The organism is Microbacterium elymi (assembly GCF_021582895.2).
GTDB classification, from domain to species: Bacteria; Actinomycetota; Actinomycetes; order Actinomycetales; family Microbacteriaceae; genus Microbacterium; species Microbacterium humicola.
In genome coordinates this window covers 1782492-1796810 of record NZ_CP091139.2, presented here as the reverse complement: position 1 = coordinate 1796810, position 14319 = coordinate 1782492, and the positions used below count along the sequence as shown (strand labels likewise).

The following is a 14319-nucleotide window of genomic DNA, read 5'->3' as shown; positions in this document are numbered from 1 at the left end:
CGTCGGCTCGGCACGATCGGAATGGTGGCGGGGCTGCTCGCCGCCTGCGCCCTGCAGCTCGTGCCGTTCTACATCACGCTGACCACGGCGCTCAAGCCCCGCACCGATCTGTCGTCGCAGTGGATCTTCCCCACCCGCGGGATCTACTGGCAGAACTTCCAGACCGCGATCGTGGACGGCGGCATCCTGCGCGCCATCGGCAACAGCGCCGTCGTGACCGTCGCGTCCACGGTGCTCATCTGCGTGCTGGGGGCGCTGGCCGCATACCCGCTGGCCCGTCGCGCGACGCTCGGGAACCGACTCGTGTTCGCGGGGATCATCGGGCTGATCATGATCCCGCCCCTCAGCATCCTGGTCCCCGTCTACACGCTGATGGCCCAGCTTGCACTGGATCAACACCTACTGGGGGGCGACCGCGCTGATGGTGGCGTCCCAGCTGCCGCTGAGCATCTTCCTGTACGCGAACTTCATGCGCAGCCTTCCGCTCTCGATCGAAGAGGCGGCCACCGTGGACGGGGCCGGTCTGCTGCAGACGCTGTTCCGGGTCGTGTTCCCGATGCTCAAACCCGTGACCGCGACCGTCATCATCCTGACCAGCGTGTCGGTGTGGAACGAGTACGCGCTGAGCGTGTTCATCCTCCGCGACCCCGAGGTGCGCACGACCGCGCCGGCGATCGCCACGTTCTTCGCCAGCCAGGGCAGCGATCCGAACGCCGCCGCCGCGGCGGCCCTGCTCACCGTCATCCCGGTGCTGGTGGCCTACCTGGTGCTCGAGCGCTACTTCATCAAGGGCATGGTCGCCGGCTACGAGAAGTGACCCCGCCCGCGAAAGTGCATCTGACGGCCGAGAGAGCGGTGATTTCCCGCATCCTCGGCCGTCAGATGCACTCTCGGCGACGGGGGCGGCCCGTTTAGACTCGAGCGCATGGCCGTCACCACCCGTCGCATGCAGGACCTCACCGTCGAAGATCACACCATCACCGTGCCGCTGGTGTGGGGTGACGCGGCCGACGCCCGCACCATCGAGGTGTACGCCGCGGTGGTCGCGCGCAACGGGGCGAGGACCTGCCGTACCTCGTGTTCCTGCAGGGCGGGCCCGGGGGCGATGCGCCGCGGCCGTTCCACGCGCCGGCGAGTCCGTCGTGGCTGGATGCCGCGCTCGAGCACTACCGCGTGGTCATGATCGATCAGCGCGGCACCGGGCGCTCCACGCCGGTCGGCGACCGCGACCTGGACGAGCGCGGTACCGCCGAGCTGGCCGAGTACATCACCCACCTGCGCGCCGACGCGATCGTGCGCGACTGCGAGGCGATGCGCGAGCACCTGGGCGCCGCCACGTGGAGCGTGCTGGGCCAATCCTTCGGCGGGTTCACCACGCTGGCGTACCTGACGACGGATGCCGCATCCATCCGGGACGCCTACTTCACCGGCGGGCTCTCGGCCGTGGGCCACCACCCCGACGACGTCTATGCGCTCACGTACGACAAGCTGCGGGATGCCTCCCAGCGGTACTACCGGCGCTTCCCGCATCACCGCGACACGATCCGACGCCTGGCGGATCTGGCCGCGGACGGGCGCATCGTGCTGCCGGACGGCGAGGTCGTCTCGGTCTCGCGGCTGCGCTCGCTGGGCACGCTGCTGGGCTCGAATGACGGATGGCAGAACCTGCACGAGCTGCTCGAGCACGAGCCGCACACCAACGCGTTCCGCTACGACCTGGCCGGCCTCCTGCCGTTCTCGGCCCGCGAGCCGCTGTACTACGTGTTCCACGAGTCCAGCTACGCCGACGGTCACGCGACGAGCTGGTCGGCCGAGCGGGTCGAGCCGGACGACTTCCGCAGCGACGTCACGCTGCTGACCGGTGAGCACGTGCACCGCGACTGGCTCGACACGGTGCCCGGCCTGCGGCCGTGGAAGGATGTCGCGCTCGCGCTCGCCGACCACCCCTGGCCGAAGCTCTACGACGCCGACGCCCTGCGCGCCTCGGGCGCGCGCGGCGCGGCCGCGGTGTACGTGCACGACCTGTACGTGCCGCTGGAGTTCTCCGTCGCCACCGCGGCGCTCGCTGCCGGGCGTGACCCCGTGGATCACCAGCGAGCACGAGCACTCCGGACTGCGCGAGGGCGATGTGCTGCCCGCACCTGATCGACCTGGCCCACGGCCGACGGGTGCGCTGAGCACGCGGTGAGGGGATGCCGGCGGCCGACCGCCGGCATCCCCCACGTCTATGGCTTGGAGCAGCACCTTGATCGCCCGCCGCTCGTCCATCGCCCGGTAGCCCTCGGCCACCTCGGACAGCGGCAGGGTCAGATCGAACACCTGGCCCGGGTCGATCTCGCGGCGCCAGATGCGGTCGATCAGGTCGGGCAGGTAGCGGCGCACCGGGGCCGGTCCGCCGAACAGGTGGACTTCGCTGTAGAACAGCAGCTCGCCGGGCAGCGCGACGCCGTGCGAGACGCCCACGAACCCGACGTGCCCGCCGGCGCGGGTGGAGCGGATGGCCTGCACCATCGACTCCTGTGTGCCGACGGCCTCGATGGTGGAGTGCGCGCCCAGACCGCCGGTCAGCTCCTTGATCCGCTCGACGCCCTCGTCGCCGCGCTCGGTGACGATGTCGGTGGCGCCGAACCGCCGCGCGAGCTCCTGTCGGTCGGCGTGCCGGCTCATCGCGATGATGCGCTCCGCGCCGCGGGCCCGGGCCGCCAGCACGCCGAGCAGTCCGACCGCCCCGTCGCCGACCACGACCACGGTCTTGCCCGGCCCGGCATCGGCCGCCTCGGCGGCGAACCACCCGGTGCCCAGGACGTCGGATGCCGCCAGCAGCGACGGGATCAGCTCGGGCGCGGGCTCGCCCGGCGTCGCCACCAGCGTGCCGTCGGCCCACGGGACGCGCAGCCGCTCGGCCTGAGCGCCCAGCGACCCCATCGAGACCACGTTCACGCACCGCGACGGATACCCGGCCCGGCAGATCTCGCACGTCCCGTCGGACGCCATGAACGAGCCGACGACGACGTCGCCGGGCGACAGCGTCCGCACGTCGGCGCCGATCTCCTCGACCACCCCGACGTACTCGTGCCCCATCCACAGCGGACGACGGATGTCGTTGAGCCCCCGATACGTCCACAGGTCGGACCCGCACACGCACGTCGCCAGCATCCGGATGACGGCATCCGTCGGCAGCTCGATCCGCGGGTCGTCCCGCTCTTCGAACCGGACGTCCCCGGGGGCGTGGATCACTGCTCCGCGCATGTCAGACCTCCTTCACAGGGGCGGATGCGGCATCCACCCGTGTCGTTGCCTCATCGGTGATCACCAGCACGCCGGAGCGCTCATGCAGGGCGTCGACCGTGGCCTCGGCCGCCCGGTCGATCTGCACCCGCGGCGCGGTGGGCTCGCCCTCGGGGTAGAACGTGCCCGGCCCGTAGAACTGTCCGTAGCGCAGCACGACGCCGCCGAACGCGAGGACCGAGCGCTCCAGCTCGTCGACCGCGTCCTGCCCCGGGCCCGGCGGCATCGTCCAGGCGACGCTCTGCGCGAGCAGGCGTGTGACCTGGGCGGCACGGGCCGCGGCGAGCAGGTTGCGGGTGCCCTCGGTCCGGATGCGCGAGTGCCGCAGCCGGTACGCGGCGATCTGCCCCGGGTCGTCGGGAAGGTCGGTCAGCTCGTGGATCACCAGGTCGGGCTCGAACGCCACGACCGCGTCGGTGAGGGCGTCCGCGTCGTACACGTCGCAGACCACGGGCGTCGCCCCCAGCTCTTCGAGCAGGACGGCCTTGCTCTCGGTGCGGGTCAGGCCCGCGATCTCGTGGCCGTCGAGACACAGGAGGGGGATGAGTCGGCTGCCGATGACCCCGGAGGCACCGGCCAGGAACACGCGCATGTTCCGATCGTAGGCCGGGCCGGTAGGCCGGGGGAGGCGGGTTGTGTGTGGCAACGGCAGGCGGGATCGGCCGCGGCGGGGCTGTGGTGGGGCGGAACGCCCGTTTCGGCCTGCCGTTGTGACCGGTCGGATCTGTGCCCCGGCCGAGTGGGGCCGGGCCGGCAGGCCGGGGGAGGCGGGTTGTGTGTGGCAACGGCAGGCCGGATCGGCCGCGGCGGGGCTTGCGGCGGGGCGGAACGCCCGTTTCGGCCTGCCGTTGTGACCGGTCGGATCTGTGCCCGGCCGAGTGGGGCCGGGCCGCTCGGTGGGGTGCCCCCGGCCGAGTGGGGCCGGTCCGGCAGGTCCAGAGGAGGCGGGTCGTGTGTGGCAACGGCAGGCCGGATCGGCCTTGGCGGGGCTGTGGCGGGGCGGAACGCCCATTTCGGCCTGCCGTTGTGACCGGTCGGATCTGTGCCCGGCCGAGTGGGGCCGGCCCGGTCGGCGGATGTGGCCTGGCGAGTGGGGCGGCCCGGCCGGGTGGGGCGGCCCGGCCGGGTGGGGTGGTCCGGCGGGTGGGGCGGCCCGGCCGAGCGGCTAGCGTGGAGCGTATGGGACGGAACCACCTCGGTCTGGACACGGTCGCCGTGCACAGCGGCCGCGAAGACCTCGCCGCACTGGGCGTGCATGCGCTGCCGATCGACCTGTCGACCACCAATCCGCTGCCGGACATCGACCGCGGAGGGGACTCGTACGAGTCGATCTCCGGCGGCGGGCATCCGCTCGCCGACGGCGGCATGGTCTACGCCCGGCTCTGGAACCCGACCGTGGCCCGGTTCGAGCAGGCCCTCGCCGAGCTCGAGGGTGCCGAGGCGGCCGTGGCGTTCGCGTCGGGGATGGCCGCCACGACGGCCATGATCATCGCGCACACCGGCACCACCGGCAAGCGGCACGTGGTCGCGGTCCGGCCCCTGTACGGCGGAACGGACCACCTGCTCGAGTCCGGTCTGCTGGGGACCGAGACCACCTACTGCGCCGAGGATGCCGTGGGCGACAGCATCCGCGACGACACGGCCCTGGTCGTGATCGAGACGCCCGCCAACCCCACCCTCGACCTGGTCGACATCGCGGCCGTCGTGGCTCAGGCCGGGTCGGTGCCGGTGGTGGTGGACAACACGTTCGCGACTCCGGTGCTGCAGAACCCGCTCGCGTGGGGCGCCCGGATGTCGCTCGCACAGCGCCACGAAGTACATCGGCGGGCACGGGGATGTCATCGCCGGCGTGATCGCCTGCGACGAGGAGACCGCGGTCGCTCTGCGCAGCGTCCGGGTGATCACGGGCGCGGTACTGCATCCGCTCGCCGCCTATCTGCTGCACCGCGGGCTGCAGACGCTGCCGCTGCGGATGCGCGCCCAGCAGGACAGCGCCGCCCGGATCGCCGCCTGGCTGGCAGAGCACCCCGCCGTGCGCGAGGTCTACTACCCCGGCATCGACGGGGACCCGCGCGGCATCGTCGCCCGGCAGATGCGCGGCACCGGGGCGATGCTCTCGGTCAGCCTGCACGGCGGATACGCCGCCGCCAGCGCCCTGACCTCCGGCGTCCGGCTGTTCAGCCATGCGGTGTCGCTGGGCGGGGTCGATTCGCTTGCCGACCTGCCGGCGGCGCTGACGCATCGACCGGTGCCGGCCGAGGTGCGGCCGGGAGCGGATGTCGTGCGCATCTCGATCGGCCTGGAGGACGTGGACGATCTGATCGCCGACCTCGACCAGGCCCTGCGCTGACTCGTCCCCCGGCGATGTCCCGCCCGGACTCGCGGGTTCGGCCGGGCCGCCGGGAGGCGGGCGCGACCGGCGGGGCGGCGCACGATCTAGACTGGAGGCATCCGTCTCGCGCTCTGCGAGCCCCCGTCGTCGAGGAACCAGTCGTGTCGTCTCGTTCTGCCGTGCGCCCGTTCGAGGTGCGTCACCTTCAGATCGCGCGCGCCGCCATCGCGGCGCTCGCGGCTGCGATGATCACGTTCTCATCCGACCACTCGGCGACGCTGGGACTGTCGGTGTTCAGCGGCTTCGCGATCACCTCGGCCTTCGTCCTGTTCGTCGCAGCCTGGCTGGTCTTCCCGGCCGGGCGGCGGTCGGCCGCCGTGCTGCTGGCCGTGCTCGACCTGGCCGCCGGCATGGTGGCGGGGATCGGGCCGATCCGCAGCGACGGGCTGTTCTTCGGGCTGGTGATCGGCTGGGGTCTGGCCACCGGCGTGGCCGAGGGCGTCGCCGGGCTCCGCGCCCGTCGGGCCGCGGCACTGGGCGACGACCCGAGCTCCGCTCCGAGGCGCGGGACGCCATCACCGTCGGCGCGATCGGCGTGCTCCTCGGTCTCGGCCTGCTCCTGGTCCCGGCCGGTTATGCGCTGAACTACACGGTCGAAGAGGCGCACGCCACGTTCACCCTCACCGGCATCACGATCGGCGTGGGCGTGTTCGGCGGCTATGCCGCCATCGCCGCCGTCTATCTCGGCATCGCGGGATTCTCCCCGCGCAGGGATGCCGCCACGAACACTCCTCTCGCGGCCGAATCGACCGCATCCGATGACCATCCCGGAGGTGCCGCATGAGCGGCCAGCGACCCACCACGCGCCGTGACCTGATGAAGCCGGCGCAACTGCTCGGCCTGGCACTGATCGCCGCGCTGTTCGCCGGGCTGGTCACCCTGTTCTCGATGGGGTTCTTCCAGTCCCGGTTCCCCGGCGAGTCGACGCATGCCCTGATCATGGCGCTCGTCGTCGCCGGAATCACCTTCATCGTGACCATCGTCGTGATCGCGCTGCGCTGCTGGTGGTCCAGCCCGACCAGGTCACGCATCGCATCGACGGTCCCGTGCTCATCGCCCGCGATCGAGCGGTCGCCGACGAGGCGCGGGAGAAGGATGCCGCGGCCGCCCCGGCCTCGGAGACCGACGCCGCCCCCACCGCGCCCGACGAGGACGACTCGACGGAGCGCTGAGCTCCCGGCCCTCGCCGTCCCGGCCCTCGCCGTCCCGGCCCGGCCCTCGGTCAGTCTCGGCGCGCGCCGTCCCGGCTCGGTCAGTCTCGGCGCGCGCCAGCCCGGCCGGTCAGCCGCGAGACCGGGTATCTGCGGCGAAACCCAGCGGAATGTCCTCGGTTTCGCCGGGAGTCCCCGGTCTCGGCGAACCGGGGCGCGGTCAGGGCGAACCGCCGGCCCGCGCTACGGGACGAGGCGGGATGCGAGGCCGGTGTAGCCGGCGGGTGTGAGCGCGAGCAGACGCTGCTTCGCGGCATCCGAGATGTCCAGTCCCTGGACGAACTCCGCCAGCTCGGCCGCGCCCACGCGGTGGCCGCGGGTGAGCTCCTTCAGCAGCGCGTACGGGTCGGAGATCTGGGAGTTGCCGGCGGTGATCTCGGCGCGCACGACGGTCTGGATCGCCTCGGCCAGCACCTCCCAGTTCGCGTCGAGATCGGCCAGCAGCACGTCGCGCGACAGCGAGATCGAATCCAGCCCGCGCAGCAGGTTGTCCAGGGCGAGCAGCGAGTGTCCGAACGCGACCCCGATGTTGCGCTGCGTGGTCGAGTCGGTGAGGTCGCGCTGCATCCGGCTGGTGACGAGGGTGGATGCGAGCGTGGCGAACAGTCCGCCGGAGATCTCGAGGTTCGCCTCGGCGTTCTCGAACCGGATCGGATTGATCTTGTGCGGCATCGTCGACGAGCCGGTGGCTCCGGCGACCGGGATCTGGGCGAAGTAGCCGAGCGAGATGTAGGTCCAGGCATCCGTGGCCAGATTGTGGAGGATGCCGCCGGCATGCCGCGCGCGGTCGTAGAGTTCGACCTGCCAGTCGTGCGACTCGATCTGCGTGGTCAGCGGGTTGAACCCGATGCCGAGGCCCTCGATGAACTCCTGCGACAGCGCCGGCCAGTCCACCTCGGGGTCGGCGGCGAGGTGCGCCGACCAGGTGCCGGTGGCACCGGAGAACTTCGCCAGGAACTCGCCGGAATCGATCTGGTCGGCCACCCGCCGCAGGCGCCACGCGAACACCGCGAGCTCCTTGCCCATGGTGGTCGGCGTCGCCGGCTGGCCGTGCGTGCGCGCCAGCATCGCGGCATCCGCGTGCGTGCGGGCCATCGCGTCGAGCACGGCGATCACCTCGCGCAGCTTCGGCAGCCACACCTGAAGCACGGCGCGCTGCACGGTCAGCGCGTAGGAGGCCGAGTTGACGTCCTCGCTGGTGCACGCGAAGTGGGTGAGCTCGGCGACGGCGTCCAGGCCGAGTGCGGCGAGCCGGTCGCGCACCAGGTACTCGACAGCCTTCACGTCATGGTGGGTGACCGCCTCCTTCGCGGCGAGCCAGGCGATCTCGTCCGGACCGAAGTCGCGGTACAGCCCGCGCAGGCGCTCCTTGTCGGCATCCGCCATCGGGCTCGTGCCGAACAGTCCGCGATCGGTGAGGGTGATCAGCCACTCCACCTCGACCTCGACCCGCGCGCGGTTCAGCCCCGCCTCGGACAGGTACTCGGACAGGCCGGCGACGGCGTCGCGATAGCGTCCGTCCAGGGGGCTCAGGGGCTGAGGGGCAAGAGCGGTCACGGGTCTCCCGTTCGTCGCGGACCCGGCTCGCTGCAGGTCAGCCGGCGGCGCGGATCGCGGGTTCGAGCTGCCGGAAGAGCGCCCGGCACGCGCTCTCGATCATACCGAGCACGTCGTCGAACATCTCCGGCTCGGCGTAGTACGGGTCGGGCACGTCCAGGGCCCCGCCCGCGGTCTGGTCGAACGAGAGCAGCGCGATCTTGGACTCGTCGTCTTCGCCGCGCGCCCACTCGTGCAGCACCCGCTCGTGTCCGGTGTCGAGGGCGACCACCAGGTCGTTGGCGTCGAAGTCGTGGTAGCCGAACTGGCGGGCGCGGTGCGTGGCCGGGTCGTATCCGTGCCGCTCGAGCGCGGCGATGGTGCGGCGATCGGCCTGCTCGCCGACGTGCCAGTCGCCGGTGCCGGCGCTGCTGGAGATCACCCGATGGCCCAGGCCGACCGAGTGGGCGAACCAGCGGAACACGATCTCGGCCATCGGCGAGCGGCAGATGTTCCCGGTGCATACGAACACGACCCGGAAGGGCGGCGGCGCATCGGTCATGCTCCTATTCTGGGGTGTCCAGCGGTTCCTGCACAGCATGGGGCCGCACACGGTCTGTCCACCGATCGGCGAAACCGCGGCATCCGGCACCCGGGGCCCTGGCATCGTGGGGATATGAGCGCTGTGACCGTGGATGCCGTGGCGGCGATGGATGCCGTTCTCCACGCCCTGGACGAGGTCGAGCGGCGGCTGCGCGCGGTGCAGGATGCCGCATCCGCCGTGATCGACGAGACGCACTGGCAGGCGCGGGCCGTCCAGGCGTACCACCGCGACGCCGGGATGTGGCGGGACGGGGTCGGCCGGGTCGCCGCCCGGGTGGTCGACGAGCAGGACCGGCTGCGGGCGATGCGCGCCGCGGCGTACGTGGCGATGGGTGCGGGATGAGGTGTGGCGATGGGCGCGGGATGAGCGATGCGATGGATACGGATGAGCGATGACCTCGACATCCGCGACGGCGGGCTGGTCGCCGTCGACACCGGCAGCCTGCGCGCGGCGGCCGGCCGATACCGCGGCCTGGGGCAGGAGCTCAGGATGCCTGCGATGAAGCTCCGCGCGCAGGCCGAGCGCCTCGCCGCCGTGGGCGCGGCCGGTGCCTGGGGCGGGTCGCTGCCGACGCTCCGAGCAGTCGGCGTGGGCCGCCGCGCAGAGCGCGGACGAGGCGGACGAGATTGCCGACGACCTGCGCACGCTGGCGGAGACGTACGAGATCGTCGAGCTGCGCGCGCGGCAGGCGATGGCGGTCGGGGCGGGCGCCCGGGCGGGAGCTGCCCTGGTGTCCGGGCGGGCCGAGGTGCAGCATCCCGCTGCCGCGGACGCCGCAGATCGCGCGACATCCGCCTGGGAGCGCCGGGTGGGCGGCGGCCTGATCTCCGGCGCGAACCTGGGATGGGCGCTGCCGACGGGACTCGGGCCGGTGCTGCCGGCGCCGGTCGCGGCCGCGCTGTACTCCGCCGTGATCGCGCTGCCCGCGGCGGCGCAGAATCTGCAGGCGCTCGCCGGCTGCCTGGGCACCGGCGTCATCGGGCCCGACGAGCGGCTGGACGGGGCGGCGCGCCCGGTGCGGCTGGAGCGGACCTCGGCGGTCACCGCGACCGGGCCGCCGGACGACTTCGCCGCCGCCCTCGGCCGGATCCCGTCGGGCGACGCACGCATCCGGGTGGAGACCTACACGATGCCCGACGGGACGACGCGGTACGCGGTGTATCTGGCCGGCACCCGCGACTTCTCGCCGACCACGGAAGGCGCCGATCCGTGGGACATGCGCTCGAACCTGCGGCTGTATCTGGGGAGGATGCCTCGGCCTACGAGGCGACCGTGCAGGCGATGAGGGATGCCGGGGTGCCCGATGGCGCGCAGGTGTACCTGTTCGGGCACTCGCAGGGCGGGATGATCGCCGACCGGTTGGCGATCGAAGGCGGCTACGACACCCGGCTGCTGGCCACCGCCGGGTCGCCGACCGAGGCGGCCGTCGGACCGGAGACGCTCAGCGTGCAGCTCCGGCACACCGACGACCTCATCCCGGCGTTGGCGGCGGGCGGATCGCCGACCCGGGTCGGGGCGCCGGGCAGCCTCGTCGTCGAGCGCGTCGGCGACCCGCTGCCCGGACTGCAGGACCTGTCGCTGGCGCCGCACCATCTGGGGAGTACGTGGCGACGGCGCGGATGCTGGATGCCGCGCGCGACCCGCGCACGACGGCTCTGCGTCGCGCCGTCGGCGAGCTGCGCGGCGCGACCTCGGTCACCGCGGTGGAGTACGACGCGCGCCGGGTGCTGCCGGATCCCCCGCCGCGTCCGCACCCGGACCCGCGGCCGGGGCCGTCGCCCAGGCCGACGCCGGGCGCCGCGCCGCCGGGGCCGGGGCCGGGCGCCGCCCCGCCGGGGTCGGGTTCGTGAGCGGGCAGGGGGTCAGAAGCCGGGCTGCGCCAGGACGGCGCCGCCCCGCCGGGGTCGGGCCCGTGAGCGGGCAGGGGGTCAGGAGCCGGGCCGCGCCAGGACGCCGGCGGCCTGCCGCGCTGCCCGAGGGCGACGTACTCGGCCGGCTCCGGCACCTCGACGTCGACGCCGAGCACCGCCGGCGCGATCGCGCGCACCGCCGCGGACTGCGCGCCGCCGCCGATCAGCAGCGCGCGGCGCAGCGGCACCCCGAGCTCGCGCAGGGTCTGCATGCCGAACGCGAGACCGCCCAGCATCCCCTCGACCGCCGCACGGGCGAGGTTCTGCCGGGTGGTCGAGGCCAGGGTCATGCCCGACAGGGTCGCGGTCGCGTCGGGCAGGTTGGGCGTGCGCTCGCCCTCGAAGTACGGCTCGAGCTCCAGGCCGGCCGCCCCCGGCTCGGCCGCGAGGGCCAGCGTGCTGAGCCCGGCGTGGTCCACGCCGAGCAGGGCGGCGATCGTGTCGAGCACGCGCGCCGCGTTCAGCGTGGCCACCAGCGGCAGCCAGTTGCCGTCGGCGGCGGCGAAGCCGGCGACCGTCCCGCTCGGGTCGATCACCCGGTGCGCGCTGACCGCGAAGACCGTGCCGCTGGTCCCGATCGAGACCACCGCGTCTCCGGGGCGGGCGTCCAGCCCCAGGGCCGCACCGGCGTTGTCGCCCGCCCCCGCGCCGACGCGCCGGCTCGCGGCATCCGTCACGAACTCGTCGGGTCCGAGCACCCGCGGCAGGATCGCGTCGTGGCCGAGGGCGGCCGCCAGCACGTCGCGGTCGTACCCGTCCGGCCCCCAGTAGCCGGTGCCCGAGGCATCCGACCGGTCGGTGATCAGCGCCGACAGGTCCGGACGTTCCGGGCCGAATCCGCGCAGCCGCCAGGTGAGCCAGTCGTGGGCAGCGCGACCGCGGCCACGCGGGCGGCGGAGTCGGGCTCGTGGTCGCGCAGCCACCGCAGCTTCGTGCTCGTGAACGACGCGACCGGCACCAGGCCGGTCCGCTCGGCCAGGGCGTCCGCCCCGAACTCGGCGATCAGATCCGATGCCGCCCCGGCCGACCGGGTGTCGTTCCACAGCAGGGCCGGGCGGATGACGCGGCCGGCCTCGTCGAGCGCCACCATGCCGTGCTGCTGCCCGCCGATCGCCCACGCCGCGACGTCATCGAGCCCGCCGGCGGCCGTGATCGCGGCCTGGAGCGCGACCCACCATGCCTCGGGATCGACCTCGGTCCCGGGCGGGTGCGTCGCGCGCCCTTCGCGCACGATCGCGCCGGTCGCGGCATCCATCACCACGACCTTGCACGCCTGGGTCGACGAGTCGACCCCCGCAACGAGCGTCATGCTGGGGGCGGGATCAGCGGGCGCCGAGCAGGTGCTCGGTGGCCAGCTGCTGGAGTCGCACGAACCCGAACCCGCGTCCGCCGAAGTACGGTGCGGGGTCGAAGTCCTCGAACGCGGAGCGGTCGGCCAGCAGCTCGGCGTATCCCTCGCCGTCGGCCAGGGTCGGCTGGGCGAGCTCGGCGACCCGCGACGCGGCCAGGGCCTCCTGCACCTCGGGGTCGGCGCGGAATGCCGCGGCCCGCTCCTTGAGCAGCAGGTAGGTGCGCATGTTCGCGGCGGCCGAGTCCCACACGCCGGTCTCGTCCTCGGTGCGCGAGGGCTTGTAGTCGAAGTGCCGCGGCCCGTCGTAGGCCGGGCCGCCGTCGGGGCCGCCGTTCTCGAGCAGGTCGACGAGGACGAACGCGTTGTGCAGGTCGCCGTGCCCGAACACCAGGTCCTGGTCGTACTTGATGCCGCGCTGGCCGTTCAGATCGATGTGGAACAGCTTGCCGTGGTACAGCGCCTGCGCGATGCCGGCGGCGAAGTTCAGCCCGGCCATCTGCTCGTGCCCGACCTCGGGGTTCAGCCCCACCATCTCGGGGTGCTCGAGCGAGGAGATGAACGCGAGGGCGTGGCCCAGGGTGGGCAGCAGGATGTCGCCGCGCGGCTCGTTCGGCTTCGGCTCGATCGCGAACCGGATGTCGTAGCCCTTGTCGATGACGTACTCCGAGAGCAGGTTCACGGCCTCGCGGTACCGCTCCAGCGCCGAGCGGATGTCCTTGGCCGCGTCGTACTCCGCACCCTCGCGTCCGCCCCACATCACCAGCGTGTTGGCGCCCAGCTCGGCGCCCAGGTCGATCTGGCGCAAGCACCTTGCGCAAGCGCGTAGCGGCGCACCGACCGGTCGTTCGAGGTGAAGCCGCCGTCCTTGAACACCGGCGGGCTGAACAGATTCGTGGTGACCATCGGCACGACCAGCCCCGTGTCGGCGAGCGCCCCCTTGAGACGGTCGATCTGGGTCTGCCGCTCGGCGTCGGTCGAGCCGAACGCGAACAGGTCGTCGTCGTGGAAGGTCAGCCCGTACGCGCCGAGCCCGGCGAGCTTGGTGACCGCATGCACGACATCGAGGGGAGGACGGGTCGGCCCGCCGAACGGGTCGGTGCCGTTGTAGCCGATCGTCCACAGTCCGAAGGTGAACTTGTCGGCGGGTGTCGGGGTGGGCATGGCGCTCCTTCGCGGCGGAGAGGGGGATAAATGTTGCTGCCAACAACCTATACCAGATGGCCCGCCGCGTCCAGCTTTCGTCGGCGAATCCAACAAATCTCATACAGTGGTCGGGTGAGCCATGCCAGACAGACCGGGATCCGCGAAGCGAACCTCGCGCACGTGCTGCGACTGGTGCACCTGGACGGGCCGCTCTCCCGCGCCGTGCTGACCGCGCGGACCGGCCTGAACCGCTCGACCATCGGCGACCTGGTGACCGCGCTCGCCGAGGCCGGGCTGGTGCGCGAGCAGGACCCGGACACCCAGGGCCGGGTCGGCCGGCCGTCCCCGGTCGTCGCCGTCGATCCCGCGCCGGTGGCGATCGCCGCCAACCCCGAGGTCGATGCGCTGACCGTCGCCGCGGTGGGCCTGGACCGCGGCATCCGGGTCCGTGCCCGCATCGAGCGCGACCGGCTGCTCGCCCCCGACGAGACCGCGCAAGCTGATCGCCGAGCAGGTGGCGCAGTGGCGGTCCGGCCCGCTGAAGGACGCGCGCGTGGTCGCGGCCGGGGTCGCCGTGCCTGGGCCGGTGCGCGTGGCCGATGGGCTCGTGCGCGCTGCGCCGCACCTGGGATGGACGGATGCCGCCCTCGGCCCGCTGGTGGCGGAGGCCACCGGGCTGCCCGTCGTGGTCGGCAACGATGCGAACATGGGCGCCGTCGCCGAGCACCTGTTCGGCGCGGCGCGCGGTGTCGACGATGTGGTCTACCTCAACGGCGGGGCGAGCGGCATCGGCGGCGGGATCATCGTCGGCGGCCGTGCTCTGGTCGGTGCCGGCGGGTACGCGGGCGAGTTCGGTCAGAGCCGTCCCGCAGCTTCGCGCGCGG

At 72.9% G+C, this 14319-nt stretch carries 11 protein-coding genes and 5 pseudogenes; 9 read left to right on the top strand and 7 right to left on the bottom strand.

The window, feature by feature from the left end:
- Positions 1-143: 143 nt before the first annotated feature.
- Positions 144-332, bottom strand: coding sequence for a hypothetical protein (locus tag L2X98_RS09795; protein WP_259610789.1), 189 nt, complete (start codon positions 330-332; stop codon positions 144-146).
- A gap of 50 nt (positions 333-382) precedes the next feature.
- On the opposite strand from L2X98_RS09795, the gene L2X98_RS09790 reads away from it, so the two are divergent.
- Both L2X98_RS09790 and L2X98_RS09785 read left to right on the top strand, forming a co-directional pair.
- Positions 383-817 carry a carbohydrate ABC transporter permease gene (locus L2X98_RS09790; RefSeq protein ID WP_259610788.1) on the top strand — a complete coding sequence of 145 codons (435 nt, stop codon included), beginning with the start codon at positions 383-385 and terminating at the stop codon, positions 815-817.
- A gap of 260 nt (positions 818-1077) precedes the next feature.
- Positions 1078-2145: an alpha/beta fold hydrolase gene (locus L2X98_RS09785; protein WP_259613269.1), complete on the top strand. Its 1068-nt coding sequence runs from the start codon at positions 1078-1080 to the stop codon at positions 2143-2145.
- Between the two features lie 90 nt (positions 2146-2235).
- On the opposite strand, the pseudogene L2X98_RS09780 reads toward L2X98_RS09785, so the two are convergent.
- Together L2X98_RS09780 and L2X98_RS09775 are read right to left on the bottom strand one after the other, a co-directional pair.
- A pseudogene (locus L2X98_RS09780) lies at positions 2236-3249 on the bottom strand (zinc-dependent alcohol dehydrogenase family protein); the annotation flags it as partial.
- 1 nt (position 3250) lies between these two features.
- Positions 3251-3880, bottom strand: a complete 630-nt coding sequence (locus L2X98_RS09775) for an NAD-dependent epimerase/dehydratase family protein (RefSeq protein WP_259610787.1) — start codon at positions 3878-3880, stop codon at positions 3251-3253.
- Positions 3881-4467: 587 nt separating this feature from the next.
- Here L2X98_RS09775 and L2X98_RS09770 point away from each other — a divergent pair.
- The 4 genes and pseudogenes from L2X98_RS09770 (at position 4468) to L2X98_RS09755 (ending at position 6852) form a co-directional block, all read left to right on the top strand.
- Positions 4468-5638, top strand: a pseudogene (locus L2X98_RS09770) (trans-sulfuration enzyme family protein).
- A gap of 143 nt (positions 5639-5781) precedes the next feature.
- On the top strand, positions 5782-6264 hold the full coding sequence (locus tag L2X98_RS09765; protein WP_259610786.1) for a hypothetical protein: 483 nt from the start codon (positions 5782-5784) through the stop codon (positions 6262-6264).
- Positions 6216-6464: a hypothetical protein gene (locus L2X98_RS09760; RefSeq protein ID WP_259610785.1), complete on the top strand. Its 249-nt coding sequence runs from the start codon at positions 6216-6218 to the stop codon at positions 6462-6464. The genes L2X98_RS09765 and L2X98_RS09760 overlap by 49 nt, the downstream gene beginning before the upstream one ends.
- Positions 6465-6684: 220 nt before the next feature.
- A complete protein-coding gene (locus L2X98_RS09755; RefSeq protein WP_259610784.1) occupies positions 6685-6852 on the top strand; it encodes a hypothetical protein in 168 nt (55 codons plus the stop codon).
- Positions 6853-7074: 222 nt separating this feature from the next.
- Here L2X98_RS09755 and purB read toward each other — a convergent pair whose 3' ends face one another.
- Together purB and L2X98_RS09745 are read right to left on the bottom strand one after the other, a co-directional pair.
- Entirely contained in the window at positions 7075-8448 is a 1374-nt protein-coding gene (purB, locus tag L2X98_RS09750; protein WP_259610783.1) for an adenylosuccinate lyase, read from the bottom strand.
- A gap of 37 nt (positions 8449-8485) precedes the next feature.
- On the bottom strand, positions 8486-8989 hold the full coding sequence (locus tag L2X98_RS09745) for a low molecular weight protein-tyrosine-phosphatase (protein ID WP_259610782.1): 504 nt from the start codon (positions 8987-8989) through the stop codon (positions 8486-8488).
- Positions 8990-9103: 114 nt separating this feature from the next.
- Here L2X98_RS09745 and L2X98_RS09740 point away from each other — a divergent pair, with 114 nt between their 5' ends.
- Positions 9104-9373 carry a hypothetical protein gene (locus tag L2X98_RS09740; protein WP_259610781.1) on the top strand — a complete coding sequence of 90 codons (270 nt, stop codon included), beginning with the start codon at positions 9104-9106 and terminating at the stop codon, positions 9371-9373.
- A 205-nt stretch (positions 9374-9578) separates the two neighbouring features.
- The gene (locus L2X98_RS09735) at positions 9579-10316 is read left to right on the top strand and encodes a hypothetical protein (RefSeq protein WP_259610780.1); all 738 of its coding nucleotides are present in this window, start codon (positions 9579-9581) and stop codon (positions 10314-10316) included.
- Between the two features lie 567 nt (positions 10317-10883).
- On the opposite strand, the pseudogene L2X98_RS09725 reads toward L2X98_RS09735, so the two are convergent.
- Together L2X98_RS09725 and xylA are read right to left on the bottom strand one after the other, a co-directional pair.
- Positions 10884-12250, bottom strand: a pseudogene (locus L2X98_RS09725) (FGGY family carbohydrate kinase); the annotation flags it as partial.
- Positions 12251-12263: 13 nt separating this feature from the next.
- A pseudogene (gene xylA, locus L2X98_RS09720) lies at positions 12264-13453 on the bottom strand (xylose isomerase).
- 430 nt (positions 13454-13883) lie between these two features.
- On the opposite strand from xylA, the pseudogene L2X98_RS20850 reads away from it, so the two are divergent.
- Positions 13884-14291, top strand: a pseudogene (locus L2X98_RS20850) (ROK family protein); the annotation flags it as partial.
- Positions 14292-14319: the final 28 nt, after the last annotated feature.

What these genes read in the sequence shown, in the direction of transcription:
- L2X98_RS09795 (WP_259610789.1), bottom strand. Translation starts at nt 332, where the DNA reads ATGATCAGCCCGATGATCCCCGCGAACACGAGTCGGTTCCCGAGCGTC.
- L2X98_RS09775 (WP_259610787.1), bottom strand. Translation starts at nt 3,880, where the DNA reads ATGCGCGTGTTCCTGGCCGGTGCCTCCGGGGTCATCGGCAGCCGACTC.
- L2X98_RS09745 (WP_259610782.1), bottom strand. Translation starts at nt 8,989, where the DNA reads ATGACCGATGCGCCGCCGCCCTTCCGGGTCGTGTTCGTATGCACCGGG.
- L2X98_RS09740 (WP_259610781.1), top strand. Translation starts at nt 9,104, where the DNA reads ATGAGCGCTGTGACCGTGGATGCCGTGGCGGCGATGGATGCCGTTCTC.